11 protein-coding genes are annotated in these 14,172 nt (G+C 59.4%); 6 read left to right on the forward strand and 5 right to left on the reverse strand.

Annotated features, from left to right (window positions below):
• Positions 1-116: 116 nt before the first annotated feature.
• On the reverse strand, positions 117-833 hold the full coding sequence (locus ACQZ2L_RS15685; RefSeq protein WP_430326876.1) for a phosphatase PAP2 family protein: 717 nt from the start codon (positions 831-833) through the stop codon (positions 117-119).
• Between the two features lie 178 nt (positions 834-1,011).
• Here ACQZ2L_RS15685 and colR point away from each other — a divergent pair, with 178 nt between their 5' ends.
• From colR to ACQZ2L_RS15715, 6 genes are all read left to right on the forward strand, one after another.
• Positions 1,012-1,695 carry a two-component system response regulator ColR gene (gene colR / locus ACQZ2L_RS15690; protein ID WP_101321966.1) on the forward strand — a complete coding sequence of 228 codons (684 nt, stop codon included), beginning with the start codon at positions 1,012-1,014 and terminating at the stop codon, positions 1,693-1,695.
• Positions 1,685-2,992, forward strand: coding sequence for a sensor histidine kinase (locus tag ACQZ2L_RS15695; protein ID WP_430326877.1), 1,308 nt, complete (start codon positions 1,685-1,687; stop codon positions 2,990-2,992). Before colR ends, ACQZ2L_RS15695 begins: the two co-directional genes overlap by 11 nt.
• 115 nt (positions 2,993-3,107) lie before the next feature.
• Positions 3,108-3,788 carry a class I SAM-dependent methyltransferase gene (locus ACQZ2L_RS15700; protein WP_430326878.1) on the forward strand — a complete coding sequence of 227 codons (681 nt, stop codon included), beginning with the start codon at positions 3,108-3,110 and terminating at the stop codon, positions 3,786-3,788.
• A 5-nt stretch (positions 3,789-3,793) separates the two neighbouring features.
• Entirely contained in the window at positions 3,794-4,495 is a 702-nt protein-coding gene (locus ACQZ2L_RS15705) for a lipopolysaccharide kinase InaA family protein (RefSeq protein WP_430326879.1), read from the forward strand.
• Positions 4,492-4,719 (forward strand): hypothetical protein, encoded by a 228-nt coding sequence (locus ACQZ2L_RS15710; protein WP_430326880.1) that lies wholly within the window; start codon positions 4,492-4,494, stop codon positions 4,717-4,719. Before ACQZ2L_RS15705 ends, ACQZ2L_RS15710 begins: the two co-directional genes overlap by 4 nt.
• 131 nt (positions 4,720-4,850) lie before the next feature.
• Positions 4,851-5,441 (forward strand): GNAT family acetyltransferase, encoded by a 591-nt coding sequence (locus tag ACQZ2L_RS15715; RefSeq protein WP_430326881.1) that lies wholly within the window; start codon positions 4,851-4,853, stop codon positions 5,439-5,441.
• A 37-nt stretch (positions 5,442-5,478) separates the two neighbouring features.
• Here the strand turns inward: ACQZ2L_RS15715 and ACQZ2L_RS15720 are convergent, their stop codons facing one another.
• From ACQZ2L_RS15720 to ACQZ2L_RS15735, 4 genes are all read right to left on the reverse strand, one after another.
• Entirely contained in the window at positions 5,479-7,926 is a 2,448-nt protein-coding gene (locus tag ACQZ2L_RS15720; protein ID WP_430326882.1) for an RHS repeat domain-containing protein, read from the reverse strand.
• Positions 7,927-7,990: 64 nt separating this feature from the next.
• Entirely contained in the window at positions 7,991-10,423 is a 2,433-nt protein-coding gene (locus ACQZ2L_RS15725; protein ID WP_430326883.1) for an RHS repeat domain-containing protein, read from the reverse strand.
• Entirely contained in the window at positions 10,420-13,149 is a 2,730-nt protein-coding gene (locus ACQZ2L_RS15730; protein WP_430326884.1) for a hypothetical protein, read from the reverse strand. Before ACQZ2L_RS15730 ends, ACQZ2L_RS15725 begins: the two co-directional genes overlap by 4 nt.
• Positions 13,150-13,203: 54 nt before the next feature.
• Entirely contained in the window at positions 13,204-14,166 is a 963-nt protein-coding gene (locus ACQZ2L_RS15735; protein ID WP_430326885.1) for a hypothetical protein, read from the reverse strand.
• Between the last annotated feature and the right edge of the window lie 6 nt (positions 14,167-14,172).

Raw genomic sequence — 14,172 nt, forward strand, 5'->3', positions numbered from 1 at the left:
GCTTGCCCGCGAAGCAAGCACCGCGCCGAGTGACACGGGCTTCGCCCGTGTTCGCGGGTAAACCCGCTCCCACAGGAATTGCGCCGGTCTTCAGATTTTCAACAAGACAGTTGCTCCTACACAGAGCGCGTTGCTCCGGAAAGGCCTGGGCGGTACAGCACGAGGTAGTAACACGCCAAGCCGATCAACCAGCAGAACACCGCCGTCCAGGCATTGTGCGAAAAGAAATGCGCGCCCTGCAGCATCCGCCCAAGCGACAGCACGCTGCCGAGGGTAAACGCCAGCAGCAAAGCGCCTCGGGCCAACCGCGGTCGGCGATCACGCAACGCAAAAAACAACGCAAACAGGCTGAAACCGGTCGCCGCATGGCCTCCGGGCCAGCAGCGTCCGGGTTTGTCGGTTTGTGGCCTGGCTTCGAGCAATTTGCTGTAGGTCTGCTCACCGCCAAATTGGCTCAGGCTCCACGGGCATTGCACTGCCGTGGCAACCTTGAGCGGGGTGACAAAGCTGGTCGACAGGGCCAGCGACAGTACCAGGCAGCCAAGCTCTCTGCGCCAGGCAAACAGCCGCGGCCAGAACAGGCTGGCAAAAAACGCCAGCACCGCCACCAGTGCCAAGCCAATGACCACTTGCTTGACGCCATCGTGGAGGACGTTTTCCAGAACATAGCTGTGCCTGCCGATGAACTGCCCGGCGCCCGGATCGAAGGCGAGGGCGGCCAGGGACATGTCCAGTGATGTCGATTCGAGCAACAGCAGTGCGAGTGCGCAGCCCAGGGGAATTCCCAGGTACAACCACAGATTGAGCGGACGCGGGCGGACGGCGGGGGGCATGGTGACTCCAGGCGCAGGAAAAGGCGGCGATTGTCTGCCTGGGGCTATATTTGCGCTGTGAAGTTTTGGTGAAAAATATGTCAGCAGCAGTGATCAGCCGGCAAGGCTGGCGCCGCGCCAGCGATGCCCGTAAGCTGCGCCTGCCGCGCACTGCGAAAGCGCCGCACAGGAGAAACCGATGCGCATTCTTTTGGTTGAAGACAACCGCGATATCCTCGCCAACCTGGCTGACTATCTAGGTATGAAAGGCTACACGGTCGATTGCGCCCAGGACGGTCTGTCCGGTTTGCACCTGGCCGCAACTGAGCACTATGACCTGATTGTGCTCGACATCATGCTGCCCGGCATCGATGGCTACACCCTGTGCAAGCGCTTGCGCGAAGATGCCCGGCGCGATACCCCGGTGATCATGCTCACGGCTCGCGATCAGCTCGATGATCGTTTGCAGGGGTTTCGCTCGGGCGCCGACGACTACCTGCTCAAACCGTTCGCGCTGTCGGAGCTGGCTGCGCGCATCGAAGCGGTCCTGCGCCGCGCGCAGGGCGGTGGCAGGCGCACGCTGCAGGTGGCCGACCTCAGTTACGACCTCGACACCCTTGAGGTCACACGCGAGGGCAAGCTGCTCAAACTCAACCCGGTCGGCCTCAAGCTGCTCGCGGTACTGATGCAGAAGAGCCCCCACGTACTGCGCCGGGAAGTTCTCGAAGAAGCTCTGTGGGGCGATGACTGTCCCGACAGCGACAGCCTGCGCAGCCATGTGCACCAGTTGCGCCAAGTGATCGACAAACCGTTTGAAAAGCCCCTGCTGCACACCGTGCATGGCGTTGGCTACCGCCTCGCTGAGGGTCGCGATGGAGTTTAAGCAAAGCCTCGCCCAGCGCATCATTATCGCTTTTGCCTTGATGAGCGCATTGGTCGCAGGCGCTTTCGCCATCGGCATCGTTTCGACGGTGCACCTGGTCGAAGAACGGCTGATTTCAACCGTGCTCGGTGGTGATCTGCAGCGCCTGTTGCGCATGGACAGCGTCAGTGACTGGAGCCACAGGCCGCGGCCCGATCAGCTGTTCTATTTCAGCGGCGGGCGCGATGACTTCGAGCTACCCAAGGATCTGCATCACCTCTCGCCTGGTTTTCATGAAGTTTTTCGCGACCAGCTTTCGTACCACGCGATGGTCGAGGTAGTAGACGGACGCCGTTACGTACTGCTGCAGGACCAGAGCGATTTTGAAGAGCGCGAACGGCTACTGTTTGCGGTGGTGGTGGTGGGTTTTGTGCTCAGCCTGGTACTGGCAGTATTCCTCGGCTGGCTGCTGGCACGCCGGGTGATGGCGCCGGTCATCCGCCTGGCACGGCAGGTGCGCCATCGTGACCAGTTGCTGGGTCTGGCTCCGCCGTTGGCGCCGGACTACGCCGCCGATGAGGTAGGGCAGCTGGCAGTGGCGTTCGACGACACCCTTGGCCGTCTGCGCGATGCCCTCAACCGCGAGCGGTTGTTCACCAGTGACGTCAGCCATGAGTTGCGCACGCCCTTGATGGTGTTGGCGACGTCCTGCGAACTGTTGATCGAGAACCCCAGCCTGGACACCCGTTCGCGGGCCCAGGTCGAACGGATTGCTCGCGCCACCGAAGAGATGCAGGAGCTGGTCAAGACCTTCCTCATGCTCGCCCGGGCGCAGCATGACGAGGGCGCCGTGGCCTCACGGGCCAGCCTGCGTGAAGTTGGCGATGACTTGATCGGTGTCTGGCGCGACACCATCGAGCAAAAGGGCCTGACCCTGCACTACGACGGCCGCGCCAACGCCAGCCCGGTGCTGTACAACGCCACCTTCCTGCAATCGGTGATGGGTAACCTGCTGCGCAACGCAGCGCACTACACCGATTCGGGTTACATCCGCTTGACCCTCGATGCCCAGGGCTTCAGCGTCGAGGACAGTGGTGTCGGCATCCCCGAAGAGCAGCGTGCAGAGATGTTCAAGCCCTTCGTGCGTGGCGGTGAGCGTCGCGGTGAGGGCTTGGGGCTAGGCCTGTCGCTGGTGCAGCGCATTTGTGATGATCAGGGCTGGCGGGTGACGCTGACTGCAACAGCGCCACACGGCTGCCGCTTCCAGGTCGACCTCAGCCCCAGTGCTGCGCAGACGCCGCCCGACGACAGTGCCTGATATCGGTAATCGCTTGTAATGATGTAGGAAAAGGCTTACAAGTTTTTCACATCTGCATCACCTGAGCCCGACGCGCGTCTTTCTAAATTGCGCGCATCAGCTCAGGAGATGCCCGATGCGCAGCCCGATAAAACTTGAATTTTCCGAAAAGTACGATCAGCAACACGCACAGGATTACTTCCACAAGCATCAGAATGGTCTCGCCCGGCGGCTGTCCCATCTGCGCGATGAGCAATTGGCTCGGCGCGCGTTGGCACTGGCTGGCGACCCTGGCCTGGTGTTGGATCTGCCGAGTGGGGCGGGGCGCTTCTGGCCGCTGCTGGCGGAAAAGGCCAACCGGGTGATCATCGGCGCAGATAACTCCAAGGCGATGATCGAGACAGCCTGTGCCGCGCAACCGCCAGCCGTAGTGGCACGGGTACGGCCCTTGCAGACCTCTGCTTTCGCCATTGATCTGCCGGACAATGCAGTAGATAGCATTTTTTGCATGCGGCTGTTTCACCACATCGGTGAAGCCAGCCATCGGCGCACGATTCTCTCGGAGTTTCATCGGGTTAGTCGCGACAGCGTGATCGTTTCATTGTGGGTGGATGGCAACTTCAAGGCCTGGCGGCGCAAAAAGCTGGAAAAGCGCCGCAACAACCGGGCCGACAAGGACAGTTACCAGAATCGTTTCGTGTTACCTGCTGACACAGTTGAGCAGGAATTTGTTGCGGCCGGCTTTCGTATCCAGGAGCGCCTGGATTTCCTGCCGCTCTACGCCATGTGGCGGGTCTACGTGTTACGCAAGGGGTAGAGAATATGGTAGTGACTCAGGGCCGTGAATCGCAGTTCGATTTCTACTGGCAACAGCAGGGCGAGTGGGTCGAAGAGCCCAATCAGCGCCGCGGTGGCGAAAGCGGCGTGCAGCGGCTGAACGCCCCCAGCGGCCAACTGCTGTATGCCAAGCGCCAGATCGGCCATACCTACCGCAGCCTGCTGCACCCGTTTGGCCGGCCGACCGTGCTGCGTGAGCTGGATGCGCTGCACAGCTTCGAGCAGCTCGGCGTGCGCGTGCCACGCATCGTCTATTGCGGTGCACAGCGCGATGCGGAGCACCAGTGGCGTGCGCTGCTGGTCAGCGAAGCGCTGGATGGCTTTGTCGACATGGAGACCTGGTACGCCAACGGCGCCCGTGAGGCGTACCCGGCTGTCCTGCATGAACGCATGCTCAAGGACCTGGCCGAGAACCTCGCGCGTATGCACCAGGGTCATTGGCAGCACGGCTGCCTGTACGGCAAACATGTATTCATCAAGGTCAGCGGTGAAGGCGAGCAGGCCACCGCCGAAGTCGCTTTGCTCGACCTGGAAAAGTGCCGGCGGCGCATCAGTCGCCAGCGCGCGGCGCTGAACGACCTCGGTCAGCTGAGGCGCCATTCGTCACTCAACGACACCGAGTGGCAAACATTGCTCTACTTTTACCAGACGGCGTTTGGCAGCGCAGTCAAAGGTTTAGGTCAATGAAACTAGAAACCGCTCGAACTCTGTTCCTGGTGTCATCGCTGTTGGTGACCAGCGTCGCGTTTGCCGCCTGGGAGCAGCCGCGACCGACGGTATTCAGCAAGTCGGATCTGCTCAGCCAATGCGCGCCACCGCGTACCGTGAAGGCTCAAGCCACGGTGCAGCCGGATCAGGACCTGTTGCTGCTGTTGTTTGGCCTGCGCCAGGGCGCGCGACCGTTCGGTTGAAGTGCACTGCGGTGTTGGTGATGTAACTGTCGCGCAGGGGAAAGGCGCACACGGGGTAGGGGTGATACGGTCTTGTCTCGAGCCCGGTTCGTCCGTGTGCCTTTCCACAACGACAGGACGACGCACTCTCTATGGAAATTCGCCTGCTGCATGGCGCGGCGATCGCGCCCTACATCGCAGAGCTTGGCCAGTTACGTCTGCAGGTTTTGCGTGAATATCCGTTTCTGTATGACGCTACGCCGCAGGATGAGGCAACCTGCCTGGGCGCCTGCCTGAGCTCCGAGCGCAGCCTGCTGGTAATGGCGCAGGATCAGGGGGGACTGGTTGGTGCGGCCCTTGGCCTGCCGCTGACGGAAGCCGCGGCGGATATACAGGCAGCTTTCAGCGCTCGCGGGCATGACCCTGCCAAGGTCTTCTACTTCGCTCAATCAGTGGTGCTGCCGGGTTATCGCGGTCAGGGCCTCGGTGTACGTTTCTTCATCGAGCGTGAGGCCTATGCGCATAAACTCGGTGATTTTGATTGCTGTGCCTTTTATGCCGTCGAGCGACCAGGCGGGCACCCACTGCGGCCCGCCGAATACAAGCCGTTGCATGGCTTCTGGCGCAACCGGGGATTTTGTGACGATCCCTCCCTACGCATGCACGCAAGCTGGCGGGATGTGCATCAGCCGGATGCAACTGTGAAGCAGGTGTCCTTCTGGCTCAAGCAACTGACAGCCTGACCCAACGTGTATGAGCCTCGCGCTTTGGCTTCAGCGCTCAAGGCTTGCGAGGCAAGAAGATATTCCACACAGGGTCAACTCGATCTTTGGGGGGTAGAGCGCTCTGCAGTTTTCCGGGCAGGCTTGAGTATGGGGTGGAAACGTTTCTGTATGGGAGGCCTTGTATCATGGCCTCCACTGCCGCATCAAAATTGCCTACGGTCAGTTCACCCATGGGCGCTATAACTCGCATGCCTAGTGTATCGCTGACCCGTTGCGCTGCACCGGATTCCCCCGCATAGCATGCCAGCAGCAGTAAAGGGCGGTCGATGTCGGTCTTGCCTGCCAATGCAAACTCCTCGATCTGCGGGGCAATTACTGTAGTTGCCAACTCTTCCGGCGATATCATCGCCCCACTCATGTCCATCAACGTCCCATCGGTACCGCCGTGGGTGACAAAGACGGGCGATCGATGACCGTCGTGATTAGGTAGGAACGCGATCTCATTGTTGACTGGCTGGGCCGGCGGTTGAGCCACTCCTCTGTTCGGCAAGCTTGTTGGACTCGTAGCCTTGGATGTGATCGATGATCCCCTGCCGATCGTTCGGCCTGCTTTGGCCGCTGCGCTCGCTGCTCTGGGCGCCAAGTGCAGTGCTGCACTCGCTACGCCCAGTCCGAACGAAACCCAGCCCAATATGCTGGCAGTTTTCGTGTCATTGAATCCTCCCTCAATGACCATGGCAGCAGCACCGGTGGCCAAGGAAGCGACTCCAAGCACAGCGCTACCAATCGCGGCGGCCCCGCTCACGGTAAGGCCGGCCAGGCCCGTGCTGGAAAGCCCCGCGATAGCTGCGCCCGCAGGCGCTCCGACGCCGAAGCTGGCGATCGTGACTGCTGCCCCGATCAGCATGCCTGCACCGGCCAGGAGCCATGCCCACCAGGCGTGTCCATCCGGGTCGATACGGTTGACCGGGTCGCCGGCACAGTAGCTATAAGGGTTGATGCCGCCTCGGCCAAACGGGCTTTGGCTATCTGCTGCGATGAACGTCATCAGCAATGGATCATAGGGCCGGTTTCCACCGGCGATGTACCATTCGGTGAGCGGCTCGCGGCGTTCTCCGGCAAATCCGTAGGGGTTGTCTTGCTCTGTGGACTGCTCTGCCCCATGGGCAGTGTAGTGACGGCTGCGCACGCCGTTATCAAGCTCGATCCGCACACTGCCTTGGGCATCGCAGCCGAGCAGGGTTGCATTGCCTTGTTGGACGCCGGCCGTAACGCGGCCAATAGCGAACAACTGGCCGGCGTCGCCCAGCAAGCGTAGTACCTCCTCACCGCTCTGCTCGTGAGTGACCTGCCCGTCGCTGTGGAAGCTTCGAGTAAGCTGATTGTCGACCGTACGATCACAAAGGTTGCCGCTGGGGTCATAACCATAGATACAGCTACTACCTTTATAGTCGACCCGGACAAGGCGATCTTGCGCGTCCCAACTCAGCGTGCGCCCGAGGCTGTCTGACTGCAGTCGTCCACAAGCGTCATAGTTGAGCTTGATCAAACGGGGCCAGCTCTCATGAGTGTGGGTTATCGAGCTGACCTGGCAGGGATCCTCGGAATTGTCATAGTTGAAGCTGGCTACGTCGTGAGTACCGTCGGCAAAGGTGCTGACTACCGTTTTGTAGCCATCGAGTACATTGAGGGAGAAAACTTGCTTAACGACCCGGTTGCCGAATGGGTCCACAGGTGCAATGGCGCTGTCGGCGGTGTAGCTACGCAAGCGGCCGAGGAGATCGTAGGTGAAGGTTTCCTCGCCTTGCCGGGTATCTTCCTCCCAGCGTCGCGTGTGGACCTGGTCGAGGTCTGTGTAGGTCAGTGTCTGGCGCTGGGTCCGGTTGACTCCGGCCAAGGTCGAGACGAAGGTGCGCGTGTGCTCTCGGTTGAGGCTGTCATAACAGATGGTCTGCACCAGCTTGCTGCCACTGCTCTTGTCTGTGGTGGTGTAGCTCGCTGGTAGGGAAAAATCATTGTAGGTAATAGCACAGCTAACCGCACCTGCCTCGATACGTACCAGGCGACCGAAGCGGTCAATATCGCGTTGGTGATCGACGTTACCACTGTCTACGAAACCCAACAGCACGCCGGCCAGGCTTTGACGCCAGGTAGTGACATGCTCTGCAGCATCGACATCCCATGTGTCGCTTATACGCAAACCACCTGTGCTGAATGTCGTACTTTTTTCGCCAAGCGGGCCTCTGGCGCTTTCGAGCACGCCTAGTTTTGGATGGTAGCTGAAGGTGTGGACCGGTTCGTTGGCCGGGCGGATTTCCCTGATCAGATCGTCCAGAGCGTGTACGTAATCGAAACTTATCTCACGACCGTCAGACAGCGTGTTGGCGCTGACGGGCAGCTGGCCGCTTACATAAGTAAAACCAGTACGGCGCCCGCATACGGTGACGCTGCGCTGACGCCCCAGACCATCGAATGTTTGTTGGCCGATCACGATGTCGCTCATGCTGTGGGCTCTCCAGTGGCGAGAATGACGAGAGGTGCGTTGAAGGCTCGATATCGCTTCTCGCCTACGAATGCGGTAGGTAGATGTTCCAAACCGCATGCACACGCAGCTCCTGGGGGCCGCCTACAGGCAGGCCCGGAGGCAGGCTGGGTTGTGTAGACAAAAAATTACTGAAAGGCACACCGGCATTTATGCCAGGAGCACCAGGCGCGCCTATTGGCACAGTCATTTTGCCGACCGGCGCTATTACAGGCATGCCCAATGTCTTGCTGAGTCGCTGAGCTGTACCAGATATGCCTGCGTAATCAGCTGCCAGTAGCAACGCACCTTCGGTATCGGTAGCGCCGGCCAAAGCATTGGCCGTGATTGACGGCTCAAGGAGCCTTTGCGCGAGTTTTTCAGGGGAGTACATTTCGCCGTCAAGGCCCATGAGCTTTCCGCTCAAGTTACTGCGTGTTAAAAACGCCGGAGTAAGCTCGGTATCGTAATTCACAAAAAATTTAGCGGAAAGATTACTCGGCAGCGGCGCAGCATTAAGCCCATAACGACTACCCTCGTTTAAGCGGTGAGTAACCACGCGAGCTGCTCTGCCAATTTTTTCGCCTACTTTTGACAGGATATGTCTCATCCCATAAACGCCGGTAACCAACCCTATGGCCCCTGAGATGTAGCCGAGTATTGCCGCTCCCTGCCACTCGCTGTCCACAAGCCTTCCAACCGACGCAGCTGCGCCAGTCGAAATTGAAACAGCGCTTAGGGCCGCAACACCAATGGCGACTGCCTGGGTGACGGTCAGGCTCGCCACGCCCACATTCGTGGCTGCAATGATGGCCGCGCCGGCCGGCGCGGCTGCGCCGAAGCTGGCCACGATTGTAGCGAACCCGCTCACTATACCGAACCCTGCTATCAGCCATGGCCACCAAGACTGGCCATCCGGGTCGATACGATTGACCGGGTCGCCGGCACAATAACTGTAAGGGTTGACGCCCCCTTGGCCGAATGGGCTTTTGCTAAGACTATCCGGGGCAATGAACATCATCAGCACCGGATCGTATGGGCGAAACCCACCAGCCATGTACCAGCCGGTCAACGGCTCTCGCCGCTCCCCGGCAAATCCGTACGGGCTGCCGGCCTGCTCTTCGGTTGGTGCGGCACCATGGGCGGTGTAATGACGAGTACGAGCGGCCAAGTCGACTTCGAGACGCACGCTGCCCTGCGCGTCACAGCCAATCAGGGTCGCATTGCCCTGACGTATCCCGGAGGACAGTCGGGCCAGGGCAAACAGTTGGCCGGCGTCGCGCAGCATGTGCACGACATCATCACCACACTGTTCATGGGTCATTACGCCGTTGTTGTGAAAACTGCGTGTGCGTTTTGTATCGACGGTGCGATCACACAGGTTACCGCTTGGATCGTAGCCGTAGGTGCAGGTCTTGCCTCGGTAATCGACCCCCTTCAGGCGACCTTGTACGTCCCAGCTCAGCCGACGGCCAAGACTGTCTGCCTGCAGGCGCCCGCAGGCATCGTAATCTAGGCTGATCGCCGCCGGCCAGCTGGGATGGCTATGGCTGATGGCGCTGACCTGGCAGGGGTCCTGCGGATTGTCGTAGCTGAAGCAGGCCTCGTCGCGGCTGCCGTCGATGAAGGTAGTGATTACCCGCTCGTAGCCATCGAACATGTTGAGGGTAAACACCTGCTCGACAATTCGGTTGCCGAATGGGTCTTCAGGGGCAATGGTGCCGTCGGCGGTGTAGGTGCGCAAGCGGCCAAGCAGGTCGTAGCTGAACGTTTCTTCGCCTTGGCGGGCGTCTTCCTTCCAGTGCCGGCTCTTGAGCTGGTCGAGGTCGGTGTAGGTCAGGGTCTGCACATAGGTCTGACTGATGCCGGCGGTGGTCGCAACGAAGCTGCGGATGTGTTCGCGGTTGAGACTGTCGTAGCTGACGGTTTGCAGCAGCTGGTTACCGCTGGCGCTGTCGATGGTGGTGTAGCTGCAAGGCAGGGAAAACTCGTTATAGCCAATCTGGCATGAAATCTCGCCCACTTCCATCCGCTCAAGGCGGCCAAACACGTCATGGTAGCGCTTGTGTTCAGCGTTGCTGCTGTCTTCATATCCCAACAGCACCCCGCCCAGGCTGTGGCGCCAGTGCGTGATGTGTTCGTCCTTGTCGACGTTCCAGATATCGGTGGCGCGCAGGCCATCTGTGCTGAAGGTCACGTTTTGGTCACCAAGTGAACCTTTAGCGTGATTTCTCACGCCCAGTTGGGGGTGGTAGTCGAAAGTCTCGACAGGTTCATCGGCTGGGCGTACTTCCTTTAGCTGGTCCTCCAGTGAATGGACATATTCGAAGCCGATCTCGCGGTTGTCAGGCAGGATGTTGGCGCTAGGCGCGAGCTGCCCGGCGACGTAGGTCGAGTGGGTAAGGCGTCCGCCTACCGTGATGCTGAGCTGGCGACCCAGCCCGTCGAAGGTTTGTTGACCGACAACGTGCGCACTCATTTGGCAGGCACCCCTGGAATGTGACTGACAGCAATGGACACCGGATGATCCGCGTCGCTGTGGGGCGCGTAGACTTTGCTTATGCGACGGGCACAGGTTGCTGATTGCTCCTGGTACCACGTGGTGCTTGTGCAGACTCGGCTATAGGCATCGTGAGTGAAGTCTTTTATCAGCCTGGCGCCATCGGCGAGTACCACGCATTCCTGCATTACACGGTCCAGACCGTCGCGTTCAAGGAAGGTCGTGCGGACCTTGCGTCCATTCTGGTCATATAATTCGGTGCGGATCGGACTGCCAGCGATGTTGCTCTGGGTCAGCGTCTTGCTGCCCGGCTTGCCGGCGGCGTCTGTCTGCCACTGCTCGGTAAGCATGAGAACGGGGTCATGGCGAGTATGTGCAGCCACGCCAGTGGGTGCCTCCTCGCGGCACAGGTTGCCCCAGTCATCGTAGGCTGAGCGCGTAGTCAGGCTGAACAGGGGAGCGCCTGCCTGCCAATCATGTGCTGTGTGTTCGGTGGTCCGCCCCTGTGCATCGTAGACAGTTTCGCTCACGGTACGGAAGGTGCCTGCACTGTGGTCAAGGTCTTCGAGCCGAACCAGCAGCACCCGCCCATGACCATCGAGCCAGGACTGTTTGCGCCGTCCCAGGGCATCAATTTCTTCCTGGCTTGCAGTGCTAGGGAGTGGCTCGGAGCCATCCCTCGTCGTTCGCAACGGCCTGTTGCTTTGAACAAACGCGTCGTCCACATGATAACTGCAGCTTCGTTCGACCGCGTAGGGCGTGCCATGAGCAATCTGGGTGAGTACGATACGCCCAAGCGCATCGTACTGGTAGTTGGTCACGGCACCCGCAGCGCTGGTTTCCTGCACCGTTAAACCCGTTACCAACGAGCGTTTCTCACTGGTTGTTGAACTGTTGACTGCATCGCCTTCGAAGCCTTGAATCCTGGTTTCGGTGGTCAACTCGGTGGGCGTCATGACATCGTCGAATAGATAACTGTAGAAGGTGCTGGTCGTGGAGTCGGCGCTGCCCACTGGCCCGAGGGTGGTCACTGCTTCCGCTATCCTGCCGTAGTGTGCAGGGTCCTTCAGATACTTCTGGGTAGTTGTCTCGACAACGGTGTCTTCGGTGTCATTGTACAATTGCTCCTGGCTGACCACGGCGTGGGGCGGTTCGCCGTCGATCAGCGACGGCAGGTCTTCGTAGTTGTAGTGAATACTCAATACGGGTGCCGCAGGCACCACTCGCACCACTCGCACCACGCTATCGGGCCCCGGCGTCACTGTTTTTGACTTCATCAGGCGGACCATTGCCGAGTTGTCTGCTGGTGATCTGCCCGGCTCTCCTTGCACGGGGAAGTACTCGAATGTCTCTGTGACGCCAGTGGGCAGGCGGGTGAAGGTGATATTGCCGTAGTCATCGTAGTGATGCTCGGTGACTTCTTCGCGCGATTGCTCGGTTGACAGGTCCGTGTAGCGGGTACGGGCGTAACGTACCAACTGGCAATAGGCTGGCTGATCTGCCCACGATTTCTGATAATCGACGTGGTACTCGCTGAGCTTTTCGGTCTGGCAATTGCCGCTTACAGTGGTCTCGGCAAGCAGCAGATGATGCCGGTCCCAGCGCCGCGTGATGGTGGCAAGCAAGCCGCTGCCATCCGACTGTTCTTCGGTAACTTGATACTCATATTGAATGCGTAGCTGGTACAGGTTATCGCGGCCCTTTTGCCAATTGAAATCATGCTGAGCGTTGCCGAACCCAAGGAAGTTACGCGTGCCCTGCCAGGTGTAGCGACGTGTAAGTACAGGCAGTGCAGCACCACTTCTGTGCTCCCACCGGGTGACTCGCGGCAGGAAACCCAGCGGCGCATCGAGCGGCAACTGATGCGAGTTTTGCGCGGTATTGCTCCAAAATATCTTGTCTTGCGCACCAAGCGGGTTGGTGCAGGCGGTCGGAAACAACAATTGCTGGTTGTTGCCCACCGATTTCGATTCGTAGGTGAAACGAAGAGGCGTAGCTACCTCGGGCAGCTGGATACGTGAAAGGCGCCCATTGGTCAGATAAAACCGATAGACGCTTTCATTTACGGAGCCAGGCTCGAGAATCAAGCGGGCGTTGCCTTGGCGCTCCAGGCGGGCCAAAGTGCGGGTTTCATCACGCACCGCCTCCAGGTAGTCGACACCGTTGGTCTGAGTCCAGTCCAGATAAACCCTGCGTCCTTCCGGGCTGCGCAGCTCCTGCAGAACATAACGTGCCCCACGGTCGTAGACCCGGCGCAGTATTTCCGATTCGCCAGATTTGTGCTCGATCTTGAATGTATTGGCGTCGACAACCGTTACGTGCATGGCCCTGAGCTTGTAGTCATGAAAGCTAAGTTTGCTGCCAACACCTGTGTCTTGTCGGGTGTCGATGGCAAATTGCTCACCGCTGGACAACTGCAAGGTCCACACGTCCTGATCCTTGATCAATTGCGAATACGTCAGGCTCCAGCCCAGGCCATAGCCGCTAGCGCTATGCGACGCCAGGCTACTGAACGCCCAGGTGATGGCGAATGTGGGGCCGGTCATGCCATTGACGGCTCCCAGCGGCACACTGAACTGCAGCGGGAATTGGCCTGTACGCGGGTCGACCGAGGCTTGCATTGACTGGAGGAAGTTATCCGCCTGGGTGTGAATTCCGCCCACATTGAGGGGCACAATAGCGTCGTTCAGCGGAGCGCCAGACATGAAGTATTCTCCTTGCTTGATACGGCCTTTGACGAGCAGCCGGAAACGACCCGTTTACCCCAGCAGCAACTGGAAGCGATTTTCTGGATCGAAGCTGATCGTCACCTCGTGCTCATTACCGAAGTTGTCATGCAGCCTAAGCACGCAGGGGCCGCCCTGCTCGAGCTCACTGGCACTGTGGTACGGGATGGTGTTTCCACCTTCGATGATCAGCGTGACGTGATCACCCACTGGCCACTGCACGGTTGGTTCGGGCCGAAAGTTAGGGCCCAATACAATGGCCGTGTTGTAAAGATAGGTGCGGGACCGAGGCGGCGCGAAGCCAACGTGCGATGCACGGCGCTCGCTCTGGTTTCTGTCGGCCCACTTGATCATCCCCGCTGGAGCCATGTTGGCCTGCACTATGCGTAATGCTGGAGCTGTTCCTCCGGCCACCGCCAAGGTGTATTCATATACCGAAAGATCGCCATTATCGCGCCTGACGTGCTCTACGAAGTCGAAGTTACCCGGCTGCAGTGGAATGGCACGTAACGTTGAAAGCTCGACCATCGAATCGAAGTCGTCACCATCCGAATAGTAGTCCCGTTCACCTTCGCCAGCGGTGAGGCCGATGGTGGCGTATAGCTCAATTTTTTGCTCGATGGCGCGGCTAGAGACGTACAAGGTTTTCCGGACACGTGGCTGGAGCAAAGAATCTGCGTGCGCTGATTGCTCTGTGAGCACGTCGATGTCGGCTGCGGGTATGAAATCGTAACCGTTGCGGTCGGTAGTGACGAACCATGGGTGCAGACCATCGTCATTAAAAGGTAGGCGGCGGTATTCGCCTCGATCATCACGCCAGCCAATGGACAAGCTGGCAGCCTCACCCTCAGTGAAGCCTTCCTCTCCTGGATGCACTTCTGCGGTCACCGTCAGTGCCACCTGCTGCAGAGCGTTGGCGTACAAGGACGGTGACGGTGACGCCAGTTCTATCTTGAACTGAAACAGGCGATCATGTTTATTTTCATCAGCGGACATGTGACA

This window comes from Pseudomonas shirazensis (assembly GCF_050496565.1).
Lineage (GTDB): Bacteria > Pseudomonadota > Gammaproteobacteria > Pseudomonadales > Pseudomonadaceae > Aquipseudomonas > Aquipseudomonas shirazensis_A.